General features: G+C 49.9%; 12 protein-coding genes. 6 read left to right on the top strand and 6 right to left on the bottom strand.

Features of this window, described 5'->3' with window-relative positions:
- Positions 1 to 369: 369 nt before the first annotated feature.
- A complete protein-coding gene (gmhB, locus tag BZG72_RS08755; protein WP_077666567.1) occupies positions 370 to 924 on the bottom strand; it encodes a D-glycero-beta-D-manno-heptose 1,7-bisphosphate 7-phosphatase in 555 nt (184 codons plus the stop codon).
- A gap of 121 nt (positions 925 to 1,045) precedes the next feature.
- On the opposite strand from gmhB, the gene tsaA reads away from it, so the two are divergent.
- Entirely contained in the window at positions 1,046 to 1,771 is a 726-nt protein-coding gene (gene tsaA / locus BZG72_RS08750; protein ID WP_046074199.1) for a tRNA (N6-threonylcarbamoyladenosine(37)-N6)-methyltransferase TrmO, read from the top strand.
- Positions 1,772 to 1,815: 44 nt separating this feature from the next.
- On the top strand, positions 1,816 to 3,531 hold the full coding sequence (locus tag BZG72_RS08745; protein ID WP_077666566.1) for a proline--tRNA ligase: 1,716 nt from the start codon (positions 1,816 to 1,818) through the stop codon (positions 3,529 to 3,531).
- Positions 3,532 to 3,598: 67 nt separating this feature from the next.
- Here BZG72_RS08745 and BZG72_RS08740 read toward each other — a convergent pair whose 3' ends face one another.
- Positions 3,599 to 4,219, bottom strand: a complete 621-nt coding sequence (locus BZG72_RS08740; protein WP_077666565.1) for a superoxide dismutase — start codon at positions 4,217 to 4,219, stop codon at positions 3,599 to 3,601.
- 165 nt (positions 4,220 to 4,384) lie between these two features.
- Between BZG72_RS08740 and BZG72_RS08735 the strand changes: the two genes are divergently transcribed.
- The 4 genes from BZG72_RS08735 to BZG72_RS08720 all read left to right on the top strand — a co-directional run bounded on the left by BZG72_RS08735 (position 4,385) and on the right by BZG72_RS08720 (position 6,946).
- Entirely contained in the window at positions 4,385 to 5,515 is a 1,131-nt protein-coding gene (locus tag BZG72_RS08735; protein WP_077578856.1) for a patatin-like phospholipase family protein, read from the top strand.
- Between the two features lie 120 nt (positions 5,516 to 5,635).
- Entirely contained in the window at positions 5,636 to 6,490 is an 855-nt protein-coding gene (locus BZG72_RS08730; protein ID WP_077578858.1) for a GGDEF domain-containing protein, read from the top strand.
- A gap of 62 nt (positions 6,491 to 6,552) precedes the next feature.
- Positions 6,553 to 6,756, top strand: coding sequence for a YaeP family protein (locus BZG72_RS08725; protein ID WP_046074194.1), 204 nt, complete (start codon positions 6,553 to 6,555; stop codon positions 6,754 to 6,756).
- Between the two features lies 1 nt (position 6,757).
- Positions 6,758 to 6,946 (top strand): DUF4250 domain-containing protein, encoded by a 189-nt coding sequence (locus BZG72_RS08720; RefSeq protein ID WP_077666564.1) that lies wholly within the window; start codon positions 6,758 to 6,760, stop codon positions 6,944 to 6,946.
- 69 nt (positions 6,947 to 7,015) lie between these two features.
- On the opposite strand, the gene BZG72_RS08715 is transcribed toward BZG72_RS08720, so the two are convergent.
- The 4 genes from BZG72_RS08715 to dnaE form a co-directional block, all read right to left on the bottom strand.
- The gene (locus tag BZG72_RS08715; protein ID WP_046074192.1) at positions 7,016 to 8,365 is read right to left on the bottom strand and encodes a sodium-dependent transporter; all 1,350 of its coding nucleotides are present in this window, start codon (positions 8,363 to 8,365) and stop codon (positions 7,016 to 7,018) included.
- 194 nt (positions 8,366 to 8,559) lie between these two features.
- Entirely contained in the window at positions 8,560 to 9,870 is a 1,311-nt protein-coding gene (tilS, locus tag BZG72_RS08710) for a tRNA lysidine(34) synthetase TilS (RefSeq protein WP_108743036.1), read from the bottom strand.
- A 95-nt stretch (positions 9,871 to 9,965) separates the two neighbouring features.
- Positions 9,966 to 10,925: an acetyl-CoA carboxylase carboxyl transferase subunit alpha gene (gene accA / locus BZG72_RS08705; RefSeq protein ID WP_046074190.1), complete on the bottom strand. Its 960-nt coding sequence runs from the start codon at positions 10,923 to 10,925 to the stop codon at positions 9,966 to 9,968.
- A gap of 55 nt (positions 10,926 to 10,980) precedes the next feature.
- Positions 10,981 to 14,460: a DNA polymerase III subunit alpha gene (dnaE, locus tag BZG72_RS08700; RefSeq protein WP_077578863.1), complete on the bottom strand. Its 3,480-nt coding sequence runs from the start codon at positions 14,458 to 14,460 to the stop codon at positions 10,981 to 10,983.
- Positions 14,461 to 14,481: the final 21 nt, after the last annotated feature.

Below are 14,481 nucleotides of genomic sequence, written 5' to 3'. Positions count from 1 at the left end.
GTTTCAGCTCAATGAATACTGATTACTGTTTCTCTCCGAAGAGAAAAACGAATTGACTGTGCCGAACAACTGTAAAAGTTGTCGTTTGGTCACTCAGTTCATCGAATAAATCTTTTTGTCTATTCTCAACGAGTGCCCACACAGATTGCATAGGTCAAATTGTTAAAGAGCGCCGCTCAATCTTGAACGGGAGTGGCATCTTACGCCACTTTGGCAACAAGTCAAGCGTTTTGTTTTGCCGTTGTTAGCGCGGCTTGCCGTGCCAACGAGAAGCGAATTATAGAGGGTAGATTTTTGGATGCAAGCGTTTTTGTTCAAAAAAATCTAACCGAGCAAATAATCGCCAACTCACTCTATAAAGACAGCTTTTTAGCGGCGAGCGAGTAACGTGGGTATATCCGCGATCGAATTAACCACCTCAGTGGCTAATGCGACGCCCTGCTCGGTGATAGGTTTACCAGAGCGAACAAGAAAACGCGTAGTAATGCCCGCAGCCTCTGCCGCTATCATGTCATCCGCTTTATCTCCCACCATGACAGAGTGGACGAGGTCGATATTGAGCTCTTTCGCTGCATCTAGAAGCATTCCAGGCTTAGGCTTGCGACACTCACACTCGATGCGGTATTCCCCGCTTCCTTCGCTGGGATGATGGGGGCAGTAGTATATCCCATCAAAATCGACACCTTTGTCAGCAAAGTTCCAGTCCATCCATTCAGTCAATTGCAAAAAATCTTGCTCAGTGTAGTAACCTCTCGCGATACCGGCTTGGTTGGTCACGAGGACGAGTAAATAGCCTCTTTCTTTCAGCGCCCTACATGCGTCGAACACGCCCTCAATATATTCAAAGCTATCGATACTAAACACATAACCGTGATCGACATTAACGACACCATCACGATCGATAAAAACGGCTGGAAGACTCACGCGTTGTTCCCCTCGGTAAATAATGTTGGGATTATGTCACGCCCAAGACTGACTTGCATCCATACTCCCCTCTTCTATCACATGCTAAAGTATACCCACTTTGTTTTCGGTTTATTTGGTTATGTGTTCCCAGTTTTCTATCACGCCGATTGGCACACTTCATTCTCCTTTTAAAGAGAAATTTGCGGTACCTCGTCAACCTGGGTTAGCGCCTAACGCACTCGCTTATCTTTACTTGCAGGGGGATGCCAATCAGATCGACGCCGTGCGAGGCATTGAACAATACTCCCACCTTTGGTTACTTTTTCTTTTTGATCAGAACCTAGATAGGGGATGGCGCCCTACCGTCCGTCCACCTCGACTGGGGGGGAATGAGAGAATGGGTGTGTTTGCTAGCCGAGCTACATTTCGTCCTAATGGCATTGGTATGTCAGCCGTAGAGCTGGTTGATGTCACTCAAGATAGCGGGCAAGTCATCTTGGTATTACGAGGGTGTGATCTTGTTGACCAAACTCCAATTGTCGATATTAAGCCATATATTCCTTACTCTGACAGTATTGCCGACGCCCAAGGCGGATTTGCTCAAACCAAACCTACTCCGCTCGATGTTCATTTCTCTGACCGCGCCTTATTGGCATTATCTCCATATCCTCAGCAAGCATACTATCAAAGCGTGATTGCTGAAGTCTTAGCGCAAGATCCACGCCCGGCTTACAGAAAAGGTCAACCGGATAATCGCCGCTATGCGGTTCATCTGTTCGACTTTAACGTCACGTTTTACGTTCAAAACGAGCAAATCGAAGTGGCTTCCATAGAAGCTTTTGTCGAAACTCCCCCACGCTGTTAATATGCTTGGACTTATTGATCGCCAATATCAACGGATAACTTTACATGCGTACCAGTCAATATCTGCTTTCTACTTTGAAAGAAACCCCTAGCGACGCAGAAATTGTCAGCCATCAGCTGATGCTGCGCGCGGGTATGATTCGAAAACTCGCTTCAGGCCTTTATACTTGGCTCCCCACAGGTGTTCGCGTCCTTCAACATGTTGAGCGTATTGTCCGCGAAGAGATGAACCGTGCCGGTGCCGTCGAAACCATGATGCCTGTCGTGCAACCAGCAGATTTATGGCAAGAAACGGGACGTTGGGAAAAATTTGGCCCTGAGTTACTGCGTATCGCTGACCGCCACCAACGCGATTTTGTCTTGGGTCCTACGCATGAAGAAGTGATTACGCACTTGGCGCGTAACGAAATTAATTCTTACAAGCAACTGCCGCTCAACCTGTATCAAATCCAAACCAAATTCCGTGACGAAGTACGCCCACGTTTTGGCGTCATGCGCTCTCGCGAATTTACCATGAAGGATGCCTACAGTTTCGATATTGATAAAGCAGGCATGGAGCAGAGCTACGAAAAGATGCGTGCCGCTTATTGCGCCATCTTTGACCGTATGGGATTAGACTATCGCGCGGTCCTGGCTGATACCGGCGCAATTGGTGGTTCCGCCTCACACGAGTTCCATGTTTTGGCAGACAGTGGTGAAGACCTGATTGCTTTCTCGACTGAGTCTGAATACGCAGCCAATCTCGAAAAAGCTGAAGCGCTCGCGCCCAAAGATCAGGCTGATGCGCCAAGCCAAGCGATGGAATTGGTCGATACGCCAAATGCAAAAACCATCGCTGAACTGGTTGAGCAGTTTGATCTTCCCATTGAAAAAACGGTGAAGACGCTTTTCGTCAAAGCGTCTGAACAGGTCGAGTCTGATCTTATCGCGCTAATCATCCGTGGTGATCATGAACTCAACGAAGTGAAAGCAGAAAACCTACCAGAGGTTGCCGCCCCGCTGACTTTCGCCACCGAAGAAGAAATACGTGCACTTGTCGGTGCCGGTCCTGGCTCTTTGGGCCCGGTAAACCTACCCGCACCTTTCATCGTTGATCGCAGTGTTGCAGTGATGAGTGACTTTGGTGCCGGTGCAAACACCGACGACAAACACTACTTCGGAATAAATTGGGAACGCGATGTACAGCTGGGTCAAGTCGCCGACCTGCGCAATGTCATTGAAGGCGATCCTAGCCCTTGTGGTAACGGCACATTGATGTTTAAGCGTGGCATCGAAGTGGGCCATATCTTCCAGCTGGGCAATAATTACTCACAAAAGATGAATGCAGGCGTGCTAGGCCAAGACGGTAAGAACGCCTTGTTAGAAATGGGCTGTTACGGTATTGGTATTACGCGTGTTGTGGCTGCAGCCATTGAGCAAAACCATGACCAAAACGGAATTATATGGCCTGACGCTATCGCGCCTTTCAAGGTGGCCATTGTCCCCATGAACATGCACAAATCTGAACGTGTGCGTGAAGCGGCTGAAAAGCTATACGCCGATCTCTCAGCGGCAGGTATCGATGTACTCTTTGACGACCGTAAAGAGCGTCCAGGTGTAATGTTCTCTGATATTGATCTTGTCGGCGTGCCTCACACGGTAGTGATTGGTGAACGCAGCATGGACAACGGTGTATTCGAATATAAACACCGTCGAGAGGGCGAAAAAGTGCCTTTTGCTATCGACGATGCACTGACGTTTATTCAATCCAAGCTTAGCTAAGCCGGAACTGACAGTACCATTTTAATGCCCCGCTCTGCGGGGCGTTTTTATATCAGCTAATGTTGCATCAGCTAATCGTCTCAAGTGCTTTTTGGTATGCCTTTTCGGCAAAATCCCAGTTGACCACTTGCCACCAAGCATTGACATAATCTGGCCGCTTATTCTGATAACTAAGATAATAAGCATGCTCCCACACATCGCAACCTAGCAGAGGCTCCCCTTTCACCTCAGCAACATCCATCAATGGATTGTCTTGATTAGGTGTCGATGTAATCGCAAGCTGTCCATCTTCTTTCACCACCAGCCACGCAAAGCCGGAACCAAACTGACCAATGGCCGCCTGACTAAAGGCCTCTTTAAACGCATCAAGTGAGCCATACGTCGCTACAATGGCATCGTAGAGCGGCCCTTCTGGTGCCCCCTTAGGGTTAGGTGTCATTGATTGCCAGTACACCAAATGATTGTAATAACCACCGCCATTATTACGGATGGCAGCAGGCAGAGTTGAAATTTCAGCAAACAAAGCCTCAAGCGATTCACCATTACGCGCCGTCTCTTCGATCGCCGCAACAAATTTATCGTAATAGGTTTTGTGGTGACGCTGATGATGAATGCGCATCGTCGCCTCATCAATGTGGGGCGCTAGCGCATCATAAGCATAAGGAAGATCGGGAAAAGAGTAAGTCATGGTGTTGCTCCATCGATGATTAAGACACCACCAGCCTAGATCGAATTGATAACAATTTTCAACCTCATTATCATTAATGATATTTAGGGTCTGTGATATACCGCCGCGCGTGAGATAAAAGAGCATCTATAATCAAACTGTTAGCGCGGTAATAATGGTAGCCCTATGTCAAAAAACAAACCTAAAATTGCCTTGGTACTCACCGGCGGCGGCGCACGAGCGGCTTATCAAGTGGGTGTCTTATCGGCCATCGCTCACTGGTATCCGCGTGTGCACACGAGTCCATTTACCATTTATTGCGGCACATCCGCCGGTGCTATCAACGCGGTATCTTTGGCAAGCTATGCGTCATGTTTTCGACTAGGCGTCAAAAAATTGTCTTGGCTATGGCATCGGTTGAACACCTCTCGGGTGCTCGCCAGTCAGCCCAGTGCACTTATCGGCCATCTTTTGTCGCAAACCGGGCAACGCTTTCAATCTCACTACCAGCCCACTCAGCCTTTCGGGTTGCTCAATAACCGGCCATTAAGAGAATTACTGAATCAAACGATCAGCTTTAACAAGCTTAACTATCAATTACTGGCTGGTCATTTGAATGGCTTGTCTGTCACGGCCTCAAACTACCAAACGGGGCAATCGGTGAGCTTCTTTCAAGGCGCATCACATATCAAACCATGGGAAAGAGCCCGTGCAGTGGGAAAACGAAGTCAAATTTCCACCGAACACTTACTGGCCTCTTCTGCCATTCCTTTCATTTTTCCCGCCTCCAGGATTGGTCACGAATTTTATGGTGATGGCGCCATTCACCAAATTTCCCCGTTGCGTCCCGCTGTCAAAATGGACGCGGAGCGGATTTTAATTCTAGATCTGACCACAGGGATACGGCGGCCTGAACAAATTAAACACACCGCGCCAGGTTTAGCGATGCTCGGCGGTCATTTAATGAATGCGATCTTTGCCGATACGCTCTCGGCAGACTTAGAGCATTTACAACGGCTTAATCATGTTGCCAGCGCTTTATCTCCCGACCAAAAAGAGCGTCTAGGGCTGCGCCACATTGATGTTCTCCACCTTCGGCCTTCAGAGCCATTTGAACCCATGGCGAACCGCTACTACAGCCATATGCCACTCGCATTGCGCAGCTTGCTTAAACTTTTGGGGATTAATGCCAGTCAAGATGCCACCTTTGCCAGTTATCTATTATTTGAGCCGGCATACCTTCGCCAGTTGATTGACATTGGTTACCGTGATGCACACAATCATCAGTCTGAGATCCTTTCTTTATTGACAGATTAGTTACTTTAAAACAGTATCCTCACTCGCATCCACCCATCGCCATTCGCAAAAATATATAGACTGGCACGATACCTGCTTCATAGATTGAAACCGACGTTGTTACTGAGTAGTTGATCACGCATGAATGCCTCGCACATCAAACAATATACAAACTCTGATCGCGCCCCGCGGATTGTCCCGCTCGGTGCCGATCAACGTTTGTTGTTGTTACAAAAGCTGCAAGGCCACCTTGATATCAAAGTGTTGTTTGAAGTGTATGCGCGTGAACTAGAAAAGCAGATCGATATTGGGCGAATTATTTGGGAGCATGATGATATCTCCAACATCATTCGTCGTGGCGCACAACACACATTTCGTCAGACGTTTTCCATCAAGTTCAATAAGCAGCCATTGGGTGTGTTGCAATACTCTACCCCTTACAAGCTCGACCCAGATGAAATCAGCTTGCTCCATACCTATCACAAGCTGCTCGCCGGCCCGCTGAATAATGCCGTTGAATATACGCGAGTGAAAAACATGGCATTGCTCGATGGCCTCACTGGCCTACATAACCGCACCAGCTTTGAACAAGACCTTCAGCATGCCGTCGCAGTCTGTGAACGGGAAAATATTGGTCTGGTCATGGTGATGTTCGATATGGACAATTTCAAACAAGTCAATGATACCTATGGCCATTTGGATGGTGATAAGGTACTACGTCGTTTTTCATTGCTGGTCAAAGAAGCCGTGCGTGGCAGCGATCGTTGTTATCGACTCGGTGGCGATGAGTTTGCCGTTATCTTGCAACCTGCCAGTAAGAGCTCAGTGAAACACGTGACCTCACGAGTGAAGAGCTTAGTTAGCCAAGATCATTTGTTATCAAGTCACCAGATCAGCGCGTCAGTGGGTTTCTCTGTCTATCGACAAGGTGATAATAACTTGTCGCTCTATGAGCGCGCCGACCAAAGTATGTACCGGCAAAAACGCGCACGTTAGCGCTTTCCTCTCCCCAACGAGATTGGGTATAGTGATCCTCATCATTACTTGAGGAGAACACCATGAAAATAGCAGACTGCTGTGACTTAATTCGCCAACGCTATGCAGAAATTGGCAGTGGCGAACAAGGCTATATACCGGCGGCGATCCATTGCGCATTAAAAGCCCTCAACGATATTGCACAAGACACTGAGATCCAGCAAGCGCGTCGAGAGCAAGCCGCATTTGCCGCGGCCAACTTGTTGATCAGCGATCACGAGGACTAAGATGGATTTAAACAATTACGCCACCATGGACCCTGTCATGCTGATGAGCATCGTCAATATGAAGCTACGTGACGAGTTTGACAGCTTAGAGGTTCTGGTTCGTTATTATGATATCGACAAAGCCGTGTTGTGCACGCGGCTCGAAGAAGCAGGCTTTACGTATATCGAAGACGCCAACCAATTTCGCTAAGCCCATACCTACGGAAAAAGCGGACACATAGTCCGCTTTTTGTCTGCATTGACTTTCCCAGTACGCTTGTTAACCCAACGAAACCCAAAGGACGGTTGCCACTAAGACAGGACAAACGAACTTGACGTAGACAGGCCATACCTTCCAAAACATCCCCTGCTCAATATCCTCGTACCCTTCACGCAAGGCTGACAATTTGCGGTCACGCGACCAAATCCACCCACCAAACAAGCAGAATAGCAAGGCAGCAAAAGGCTGGAAGTACTGTGTTGCCACTTTCGCGACAAGTCCAAATAAAGTGCCAAAATGAAACACGATAACGGCACTGAATGCAGCAATCAGTCCACCCAGTACCCAACTGGTGATTTTACGGCTTGAGCCTAACCGTTCACTGGCGAGCGCGACCGGGCACTCGAGCATCGAGATAGAAGAAGTCAGCGCCGCAATGGTCATCAACAAGAAAAAGACCAAAGAGACATAAGGCCCTGCAGCGCCCAAGCTTTCAAACAACAAAGGTAACACGGTAAATACCAGTGTATCGGCACTCAGCAAGCTGCCATCTTGAGCATAGATTTCGACGCCCTGATTCATCGCCACGAACATCGCGGGCAGAACCACTAGACCGGCAATGACTGCCACCGCGGTATCTACCAGCGTGACACTCAATGCCATCTTAGGCAGGTTTTCTTTCTGACTCAGGTAAGAGCCGTAGATCAGCATCGAACATCCACCAATGGTCAACGAGAAGAAGCCTTGCCCCATCGCTGCCAAGAGCAGATCTCTGTCCATGATCTTGGAGAAGTCAGGAATAAGGTAGTGCTTTAAACCCTCTGTTGCCCCAGGTAACGTCATGATGTAGAGGAACATCGCGGCAAACAACACGAATAACGCTGGCATCAAACGGGTTGACCAACGCTCAATACCTTGTTTCACACCTGCTTGCACAATAAAGATAGTCAACACATAAAAGAGGATGGCGCCAAACAAGTTACGTGAAGCCGAGAAGCCTTTTAACCATGCTGCCACGTCGGTAAAGTGCAAGATCTCTGCAACCGCCGCGAGGAGGAATGACACTAACCAGCCTCCAACAATGCTATAGAACGCTAGCACCATACAAGGAACGGCCAGTCCCACTAAACCCACACCGCTTCCTAAGCGCTTCATCAAAGGATTATCACTCAGTGCACGCATGCTATCCAGTGGATTCGCACGCCCATGACGGCCAATCGCCATTTCCACCACCAGCATGGGAAATGCAACCAGCAAAATCATCAACAAGTAGACGAGTAAAAAGGCGCCTCCGCCATTACTGGCCGCTTGAGTGGGAAATCCCCAAATATTACCCAGTCCAACTGCAGCACCTGCTGCAGCAAGAACAAAGCCAATCCTAGTACCGAATAATTCGCGACTTGATGCCATTACTGCTTACCTTATGTATCATTAGACTAGTACATTAAGTAATTCATCACGATTAAGCAAGACAAGATAGCCTAACTGCTCAATTAATCATCACCAGTTCAGTGTTCTGATCTCATCCAGCTCGCCCGACGTTTGCTCTGGCACCTTGTGAGCGAGCGATGTTAAGTGAGCTAATCGCACAGGTGACAAGGAGACTAAGACTCATGCTGCCAAACAAGCCGCCATTGTTTACCGCTCGCGGTCTGGCTAACATACCTATCGGCAATGGCCACCACTGTCTCGCCATCGCAAATAATCGGTTGGCGTCGGCGCAACCAGCTGGGGATCCCCGCTTCTTGGTAAAGTTTTTTTAGCTTTCGACGCCCTTGTCGGCCAGCAGGATGAATCGACAAGCCACGAGGGTTAAAGTGTACATGCAGTGCCCGCGACGCGAGATCTCCCAGCGCGAGTCCTTTCGCTGTCGACGAATAAGGCAGTAAGTATAAGGTACCCAGTCCATCTGGCAGCACTAACGGCGATTCTGACGTCAATGTGCCCTGCCATTGAGATAAATCTGCATAAGGCATCACGATATAAAGCTGTTGCTGGAAGCGGCGAATGCTCACCGTTCCCACGCTCAAGCTTGGGTTGGCATCCGGTTTAGCGTTGATGACATCTGAGAGCAATGCCTGTAACTGTGCTTGCGTTAAGGTAATACTGTGACGCTTTAGCCAATGGCGCAGCATAGCCTGCGTGAGTGCTAAATCGTCTTGTGGTAATGCGGTAATAGGCAGGCTACCTGCTTCTGTCTCCGCCTGTGTCACCATAGGCTCAATCAAACGTGCCAATAACGAAGCTTGTTCGGCACACAGAAGTTGGGTCCGTTGTACCGCTTTACGAAACCCTGGCCAGCGCGTATCCGCTTGCGGTAACCAGTGCTGACGCAAAAAATTGCGATCAAATCGCGTGTCTTGGTTGCTCGGATCGTCTACCCAATCGAGTTGATGTTGGCGCGCATACGCCTCGAGGCTCGCCCGTGATTGCGTCAAAAAAGGACGCACTAGATAGCCTTGCCCCAGAGCTCGCACCGCTGGCATCCCTGCTAAACCTTCCAAACCACTGCCGCGTTTTAGCGCGAGGAAAAAGGTTTCAACCTGATCATCGCTATGCTGAGCGGTTAACACCAGTCCATTGGGCTCAAGCAGGTGCGCGATTGCCTGATACCTTGCTTGTCTTGCCGCATGTTCCACACTGAGCGACGTATCCAATCTTACCCTTTCCATGCAACAGCGAAATCCGGCGTTGTCCGCCCACGTTTGGCACTGTTCCGCCCATCTATCTGCGTCGGGATGCAAACCGTGATGAACATGAACCACAAGGTAATCATGTTGGGGGTGCTGGTCGCGATACTGCGTCAATAATTCAAGCAACACGCGAGAGTCTAACCCGCCACTGAGCGCTAGCACCACCTGTCGCGGTGCCGATGTCAGCGGGGCTAATGTGTCACTCAGTTGATGGTAAAGCATAGCCATTCATCATTGATATAATGTGTCATTGTTACTGCCCTTTACGTAAAAGAAAAGGGCCCGCAGGCCCTTTATCGCAGTTCATTCCATCACGATTAGCAGTAACCGTAATTGAGCAAGCGCTGATAGCGGCGATCCCGCAAGCTTTCGGTATCAAGACTGTCTAAATCGCTTAGCTGGGTAAGCAGTGTTTGCTTAATGCTCTCAGCCATCGCGTTAATGTCGCGGTGTGCGCCCCCCAGTGGCTCAGTGATCACACTATCAATCAAGCCAAGCTCTTTGAGGCGTGGGGCGGTTATCCCCATCGCATCAGCCGCTTGCGGCGCTTTTGCAGCATCACGCCACAAAATAGATGCACAACCCTCGGGGGAGATCACCGAGTAGGTGGAGTACTGCAGCATATTGACATAGTCACCCACGCCAATCGCCAACGCGCCACCTGAACCACCTTCACCGACCACATTACAAATTACCGGCACGGTTAGGCCTGCCATTTCTTTGAGATTACGTGCAATCGCCTCTGATTGGCCTCGCTCCTCTGCACCGACACCTGGGTAAGCGCCTGCGGTATCGATAAAGGTAATCACCGGCATATTAAAACGCTCGGCCATTTTCATCAGACGCAGCGCTTTTCGATAGCCCTCAGGCTTGGGCATACCAAAGTTACGCTTAACCTTTTCATTGGTGTCTCGTCCTTTTTGATGACCAATCACCATCACTGGACGCCCTTCTAATCGCGCCATTCCTCCCACCAATGCTTTATCGTCAGCATAGGCGCGGTCGCCAGCCAATTCATCAAATTCATGGAAAATGCGATCCAGATAGTCGTAGGTATAAGGACGTTGAGGATGACGCGCCAGTTGTGCCACCTGCCATGCGCCTAAATCACCAAAAATCTTTCGCGTCAGCTCAAGGCTTTTTGTTTCCAGTTGCTCAATTTCTTTATCTAAGTTAACCGCGTCTTCTCCACCCCGCTTAGAGACAGCGCGAAGGGCCTCAATTTTGGCTTCTAGTTCTGCGATAGGTTGTTCAAACTCTAAAAAATTAAGACTCATACCAAGAGAATCCTATTGGTCACCGCCAGTGTACGCGTTACGTCACCAGCCTGGCTTAGTTAAACTCTAATTCGACCTGCTCGTTACCGAGCAAGCCTTTCAAGGTGTCGATTAATTCATCGGTTGGCGTTACGCGCCACTCTGCGCCTAAGCGTAACCGCGCGCGCGCATCGTCGCGCTGATAGTAAAGATTCACAGGAACGGTACCGGATCGGTAGGGTGCCAGTGCATCATGAAACCGTTCAAAAAAGGGCGCATCGACCTGCTCAGATGTCATCGATATCCCTAAACAACGCGCATATTTTTCCCGCGCCTGACTAATGTCCATCACTTCACGGGCGGTCATTTTAAGCCCCCCGTTGAAGTCATCAAAGCTGACCTGTCCTGAGACCACTAAAATTCGATCTTTCTCCACTAAATCGAGATATTTGTCGAGCACATCAGAGAAAAGCATCACTTCCATACGCCCTGAGCGATCGTCTAGTGTGAGGATCCCTAATCGAGACCCTCGTTTAGTGGTCATCACCCGAGCTGCGATCACTAATCCTGCCACCGTCGACACCACATCGCGTTTCGTTGCATGAGCATCCTCGAGCCGCCACGTGATATAGTTTTTTAGCTCTTTGCGGTAACTGTTGATCGGATGACCGGTCAGATACAAGCCCAGTGTTTCCCGCTCCCCTTCTAACCATACTTTATCTGGCCACGGGTTGGCATGCGCATAGGCATGCTCGACTTCTTCGGGGGCGTCGGTCAACACCCCAAACATATCGGTTTGCCCGTAGGCTTCCGCTTGGTGATGTTGGCTCGCAGCACGAATAGCTTCATCGACCGAGGCCATCATCGCCGCACGATGAGGGCCGAGTTTGTCCATGGCACCAGCGCGGATCAGGCGCTCTATCACGCGCTTATTGACTTTTTTGGTATCAATGCGGGCGCAAAAATCAAACAAGTCGCGGAAATAACCGTCTTGCTCTCGCGCGGCGACAATGGTGTCGATAGGGCCTTCACCGACCCCTTTTATCGCCCCAATACCGTAAACAATTTCCCCTTGCTCATTGACGGTAAAATGGTGCAGTCCCGCATTCACATCCGGCGGTAACACCGTCAATTTCATTCGCCGACACTCCTCGACCAAGCCAACCACTTTGTCGGTGTTATCCATATCCGCGGTCATTACCGCCGCCATGAACTCCGCCGGGTAGTGAGCTTTCAACCACAAGGTTTGGTAAGAGACCAGCGCGTATGCGGCTGAGTGCGACTTGTTAAAGCCATAGCCGGCGAACTTTTCTACCAAGTCAAAGATCCGCATTGCCAGCTCGCCATCAATGCCGTTGGCAATCGCCCCTTTTTCAAAGATGTCTCGCTGCTTGGCCATTTCTTCTGGCTTTTTCTTACCCATTGCCCGGCGCAACAAGTCCGCCCCACCCAAGGTGTAGCCTGCGAGTGTCTGAGCAATCTGCATCACCTGCTCTTGATAGAGAATGATGCCATAGGTCGGCTCAAGCGTTTCTTTCAACGAGTCGTGTTGCCATTTTTCATCCGGGTAAGACACGACTTCACGGCCATGCTTACGGTCGATAAAGTTATCCACCATCCCAGATTGCAATGGCCCAGGCCGGAACAAAGCCACCAATGCGATCATGTCTTCAAAGCAGTCAGGCTGAAGGCGCTTAATCAGCTCTTTCATGCCACGTGATTCAAGCTGGAATACCGCAGTCGTCTCTGCCTTACGCAGCATCTCGAATGACGCTTGGTCCGCCATGGGAATTGCGGCGATATCAATAGGATCTTTCCCTTGACGCTGTAAGCGCGGATTTATCATCCCCAGCGCCCAGTCGATGATGGTCAGCGTCCGCAGACCCAAGAAGTCAAACTTCACGAGACCGGCGGTTTCAACGTCGTTTTTATCAAACTGCGTGACCGGATGATGCCCTTCACTGTCGCAATAAAGGGGGGCGAAATCGGTGATCGTGGTGGGTGATATCACCACCCCGCCCGCGTGCTTACCCGCATTTCGGGTTACCCCTTCAAGCATCCGCGCCATGTCAATCAGCGCTTTGACTTCCTCATCGTTGTTATAAACCTCGACCAGCTGAGGTTCGGCGTCGAAGGCTTTCTCGAGGGTCATACCTGGGTCTGGTGGCACCAGCTTGGAAATCCTGTCCACAAAACCATAAGGATGGCCCAACACACGGCCCACATCGCGGATCACGGCTTTCGCCGCCATGGTACCGAAAGTAATGATCTGAGATACCGCATCACGGCCATACATTTCAGCGACGTGATCGATCACCAGATCCCGCTTGTCCATGCAGAAGTCGACGTCGAAGTCAGGCATAGAGACACGTTCGGGGTTCAAAAAGCGCTCGAACAGAAGATCAAACTGTAGCGGGTCGAGATCGGTGATTTTTAGGGCGTACGCCACCAAAGAGCCAGCCCCTGAGCCGCGTCCTGGGCCCACGGGGATATCATTATCTTTTGACCATTGGATAAACTCCATGACGATCAAAAAGTAGCCGGGAAACCCCATTTGGTTGATGACCCCAAGCTCGCGCTCTAGCCGAGCATCATAGTCGGGGCGTCGGCGCGTTCTTTCCGCTTCGTCAGGAAAGAGAAAGGCGAGACGCTCTTCCAAGCCTTCTTGTGAGCGCTTAACCAAATATTGATCAATTTCCATTCCCTCAGTCGGGAAGTTAGGCAAAAAGTACTCATTCAGCCGCACCGGGACGTTACATCGCTTGGCGATTTCTACGCTATTGGTCAGTGCCTCGGGAATATCCGCGAAGAGCTCACACATCTCTTGCTCGGTACGCAAATACTGTTCGGCGCTGTATTTCTTGGGACGGCGAGGATCATCGAGAGTGAAACCATCATGAATCGCAACCCGGATCTCATGCGCATCAAACTCCTCAGATGAAATGAAGCAGACTTCATTGGTCGCCACCACAGGCAAGTCATGCTCGGTCGCGAAATCAACCGCAAAATGGAGATACACTTCTTCATCTTGCCGCCCGGTCCGCACCAGCTCCATGTAGTAGGCATCGGGAAAATAGGTTTGATAGAAACGGGCGCATTCCTTAGCCAGTGTTTGATTGCCTTTGAGTAAGGCTTTCCCCAAGTCACCGCGGCAGCCACCAGACAACACAATCAATCCTTGTGCATGCTCAACCAACCACTGCTGATCGATCACTGGGCGGTGCTGAATATGGCCTCGGAGGTAGGCCTTGGAGATCAGCAAGGTCAAGTTCTTGTAGCCGGCTTTATCGGTCGCCAACAGGGTAAGCTGGCAAAGCTCCTCGCCAAAGGCGTCAGACTGGACCAGAAAGTCAGCGCCGATAATCGGCTTAACACCAACGTTATTGGCCGTGTTGTAGAATTTGACCAACCCACAAAGGTTACTGAAATCGGTCAGCGCCATGGCGGGCATGCCCATTTCCGCCACTTTTTTTACCAGTGGCGGCACTTTGGACAACCCATCTACCATGGAAAAGTCACTGTGGATGCGTAAATGGACAAAACGTGGCTCAGACATACGGCTCGTTACTTAACGGTA

This window comes from Salinivibrio sp. PR6 (assembly GCF_001995955.1).
GTDB lineage: Bacteria > Pseudomonadota > Gammaproteobacteria > Enterobacterales > Vibrionaceae > Salinivibrio > Salinivibrio siamensis.
This window is presented reverse-complemented; position numbering and strand designations above follow the sequence as displayed.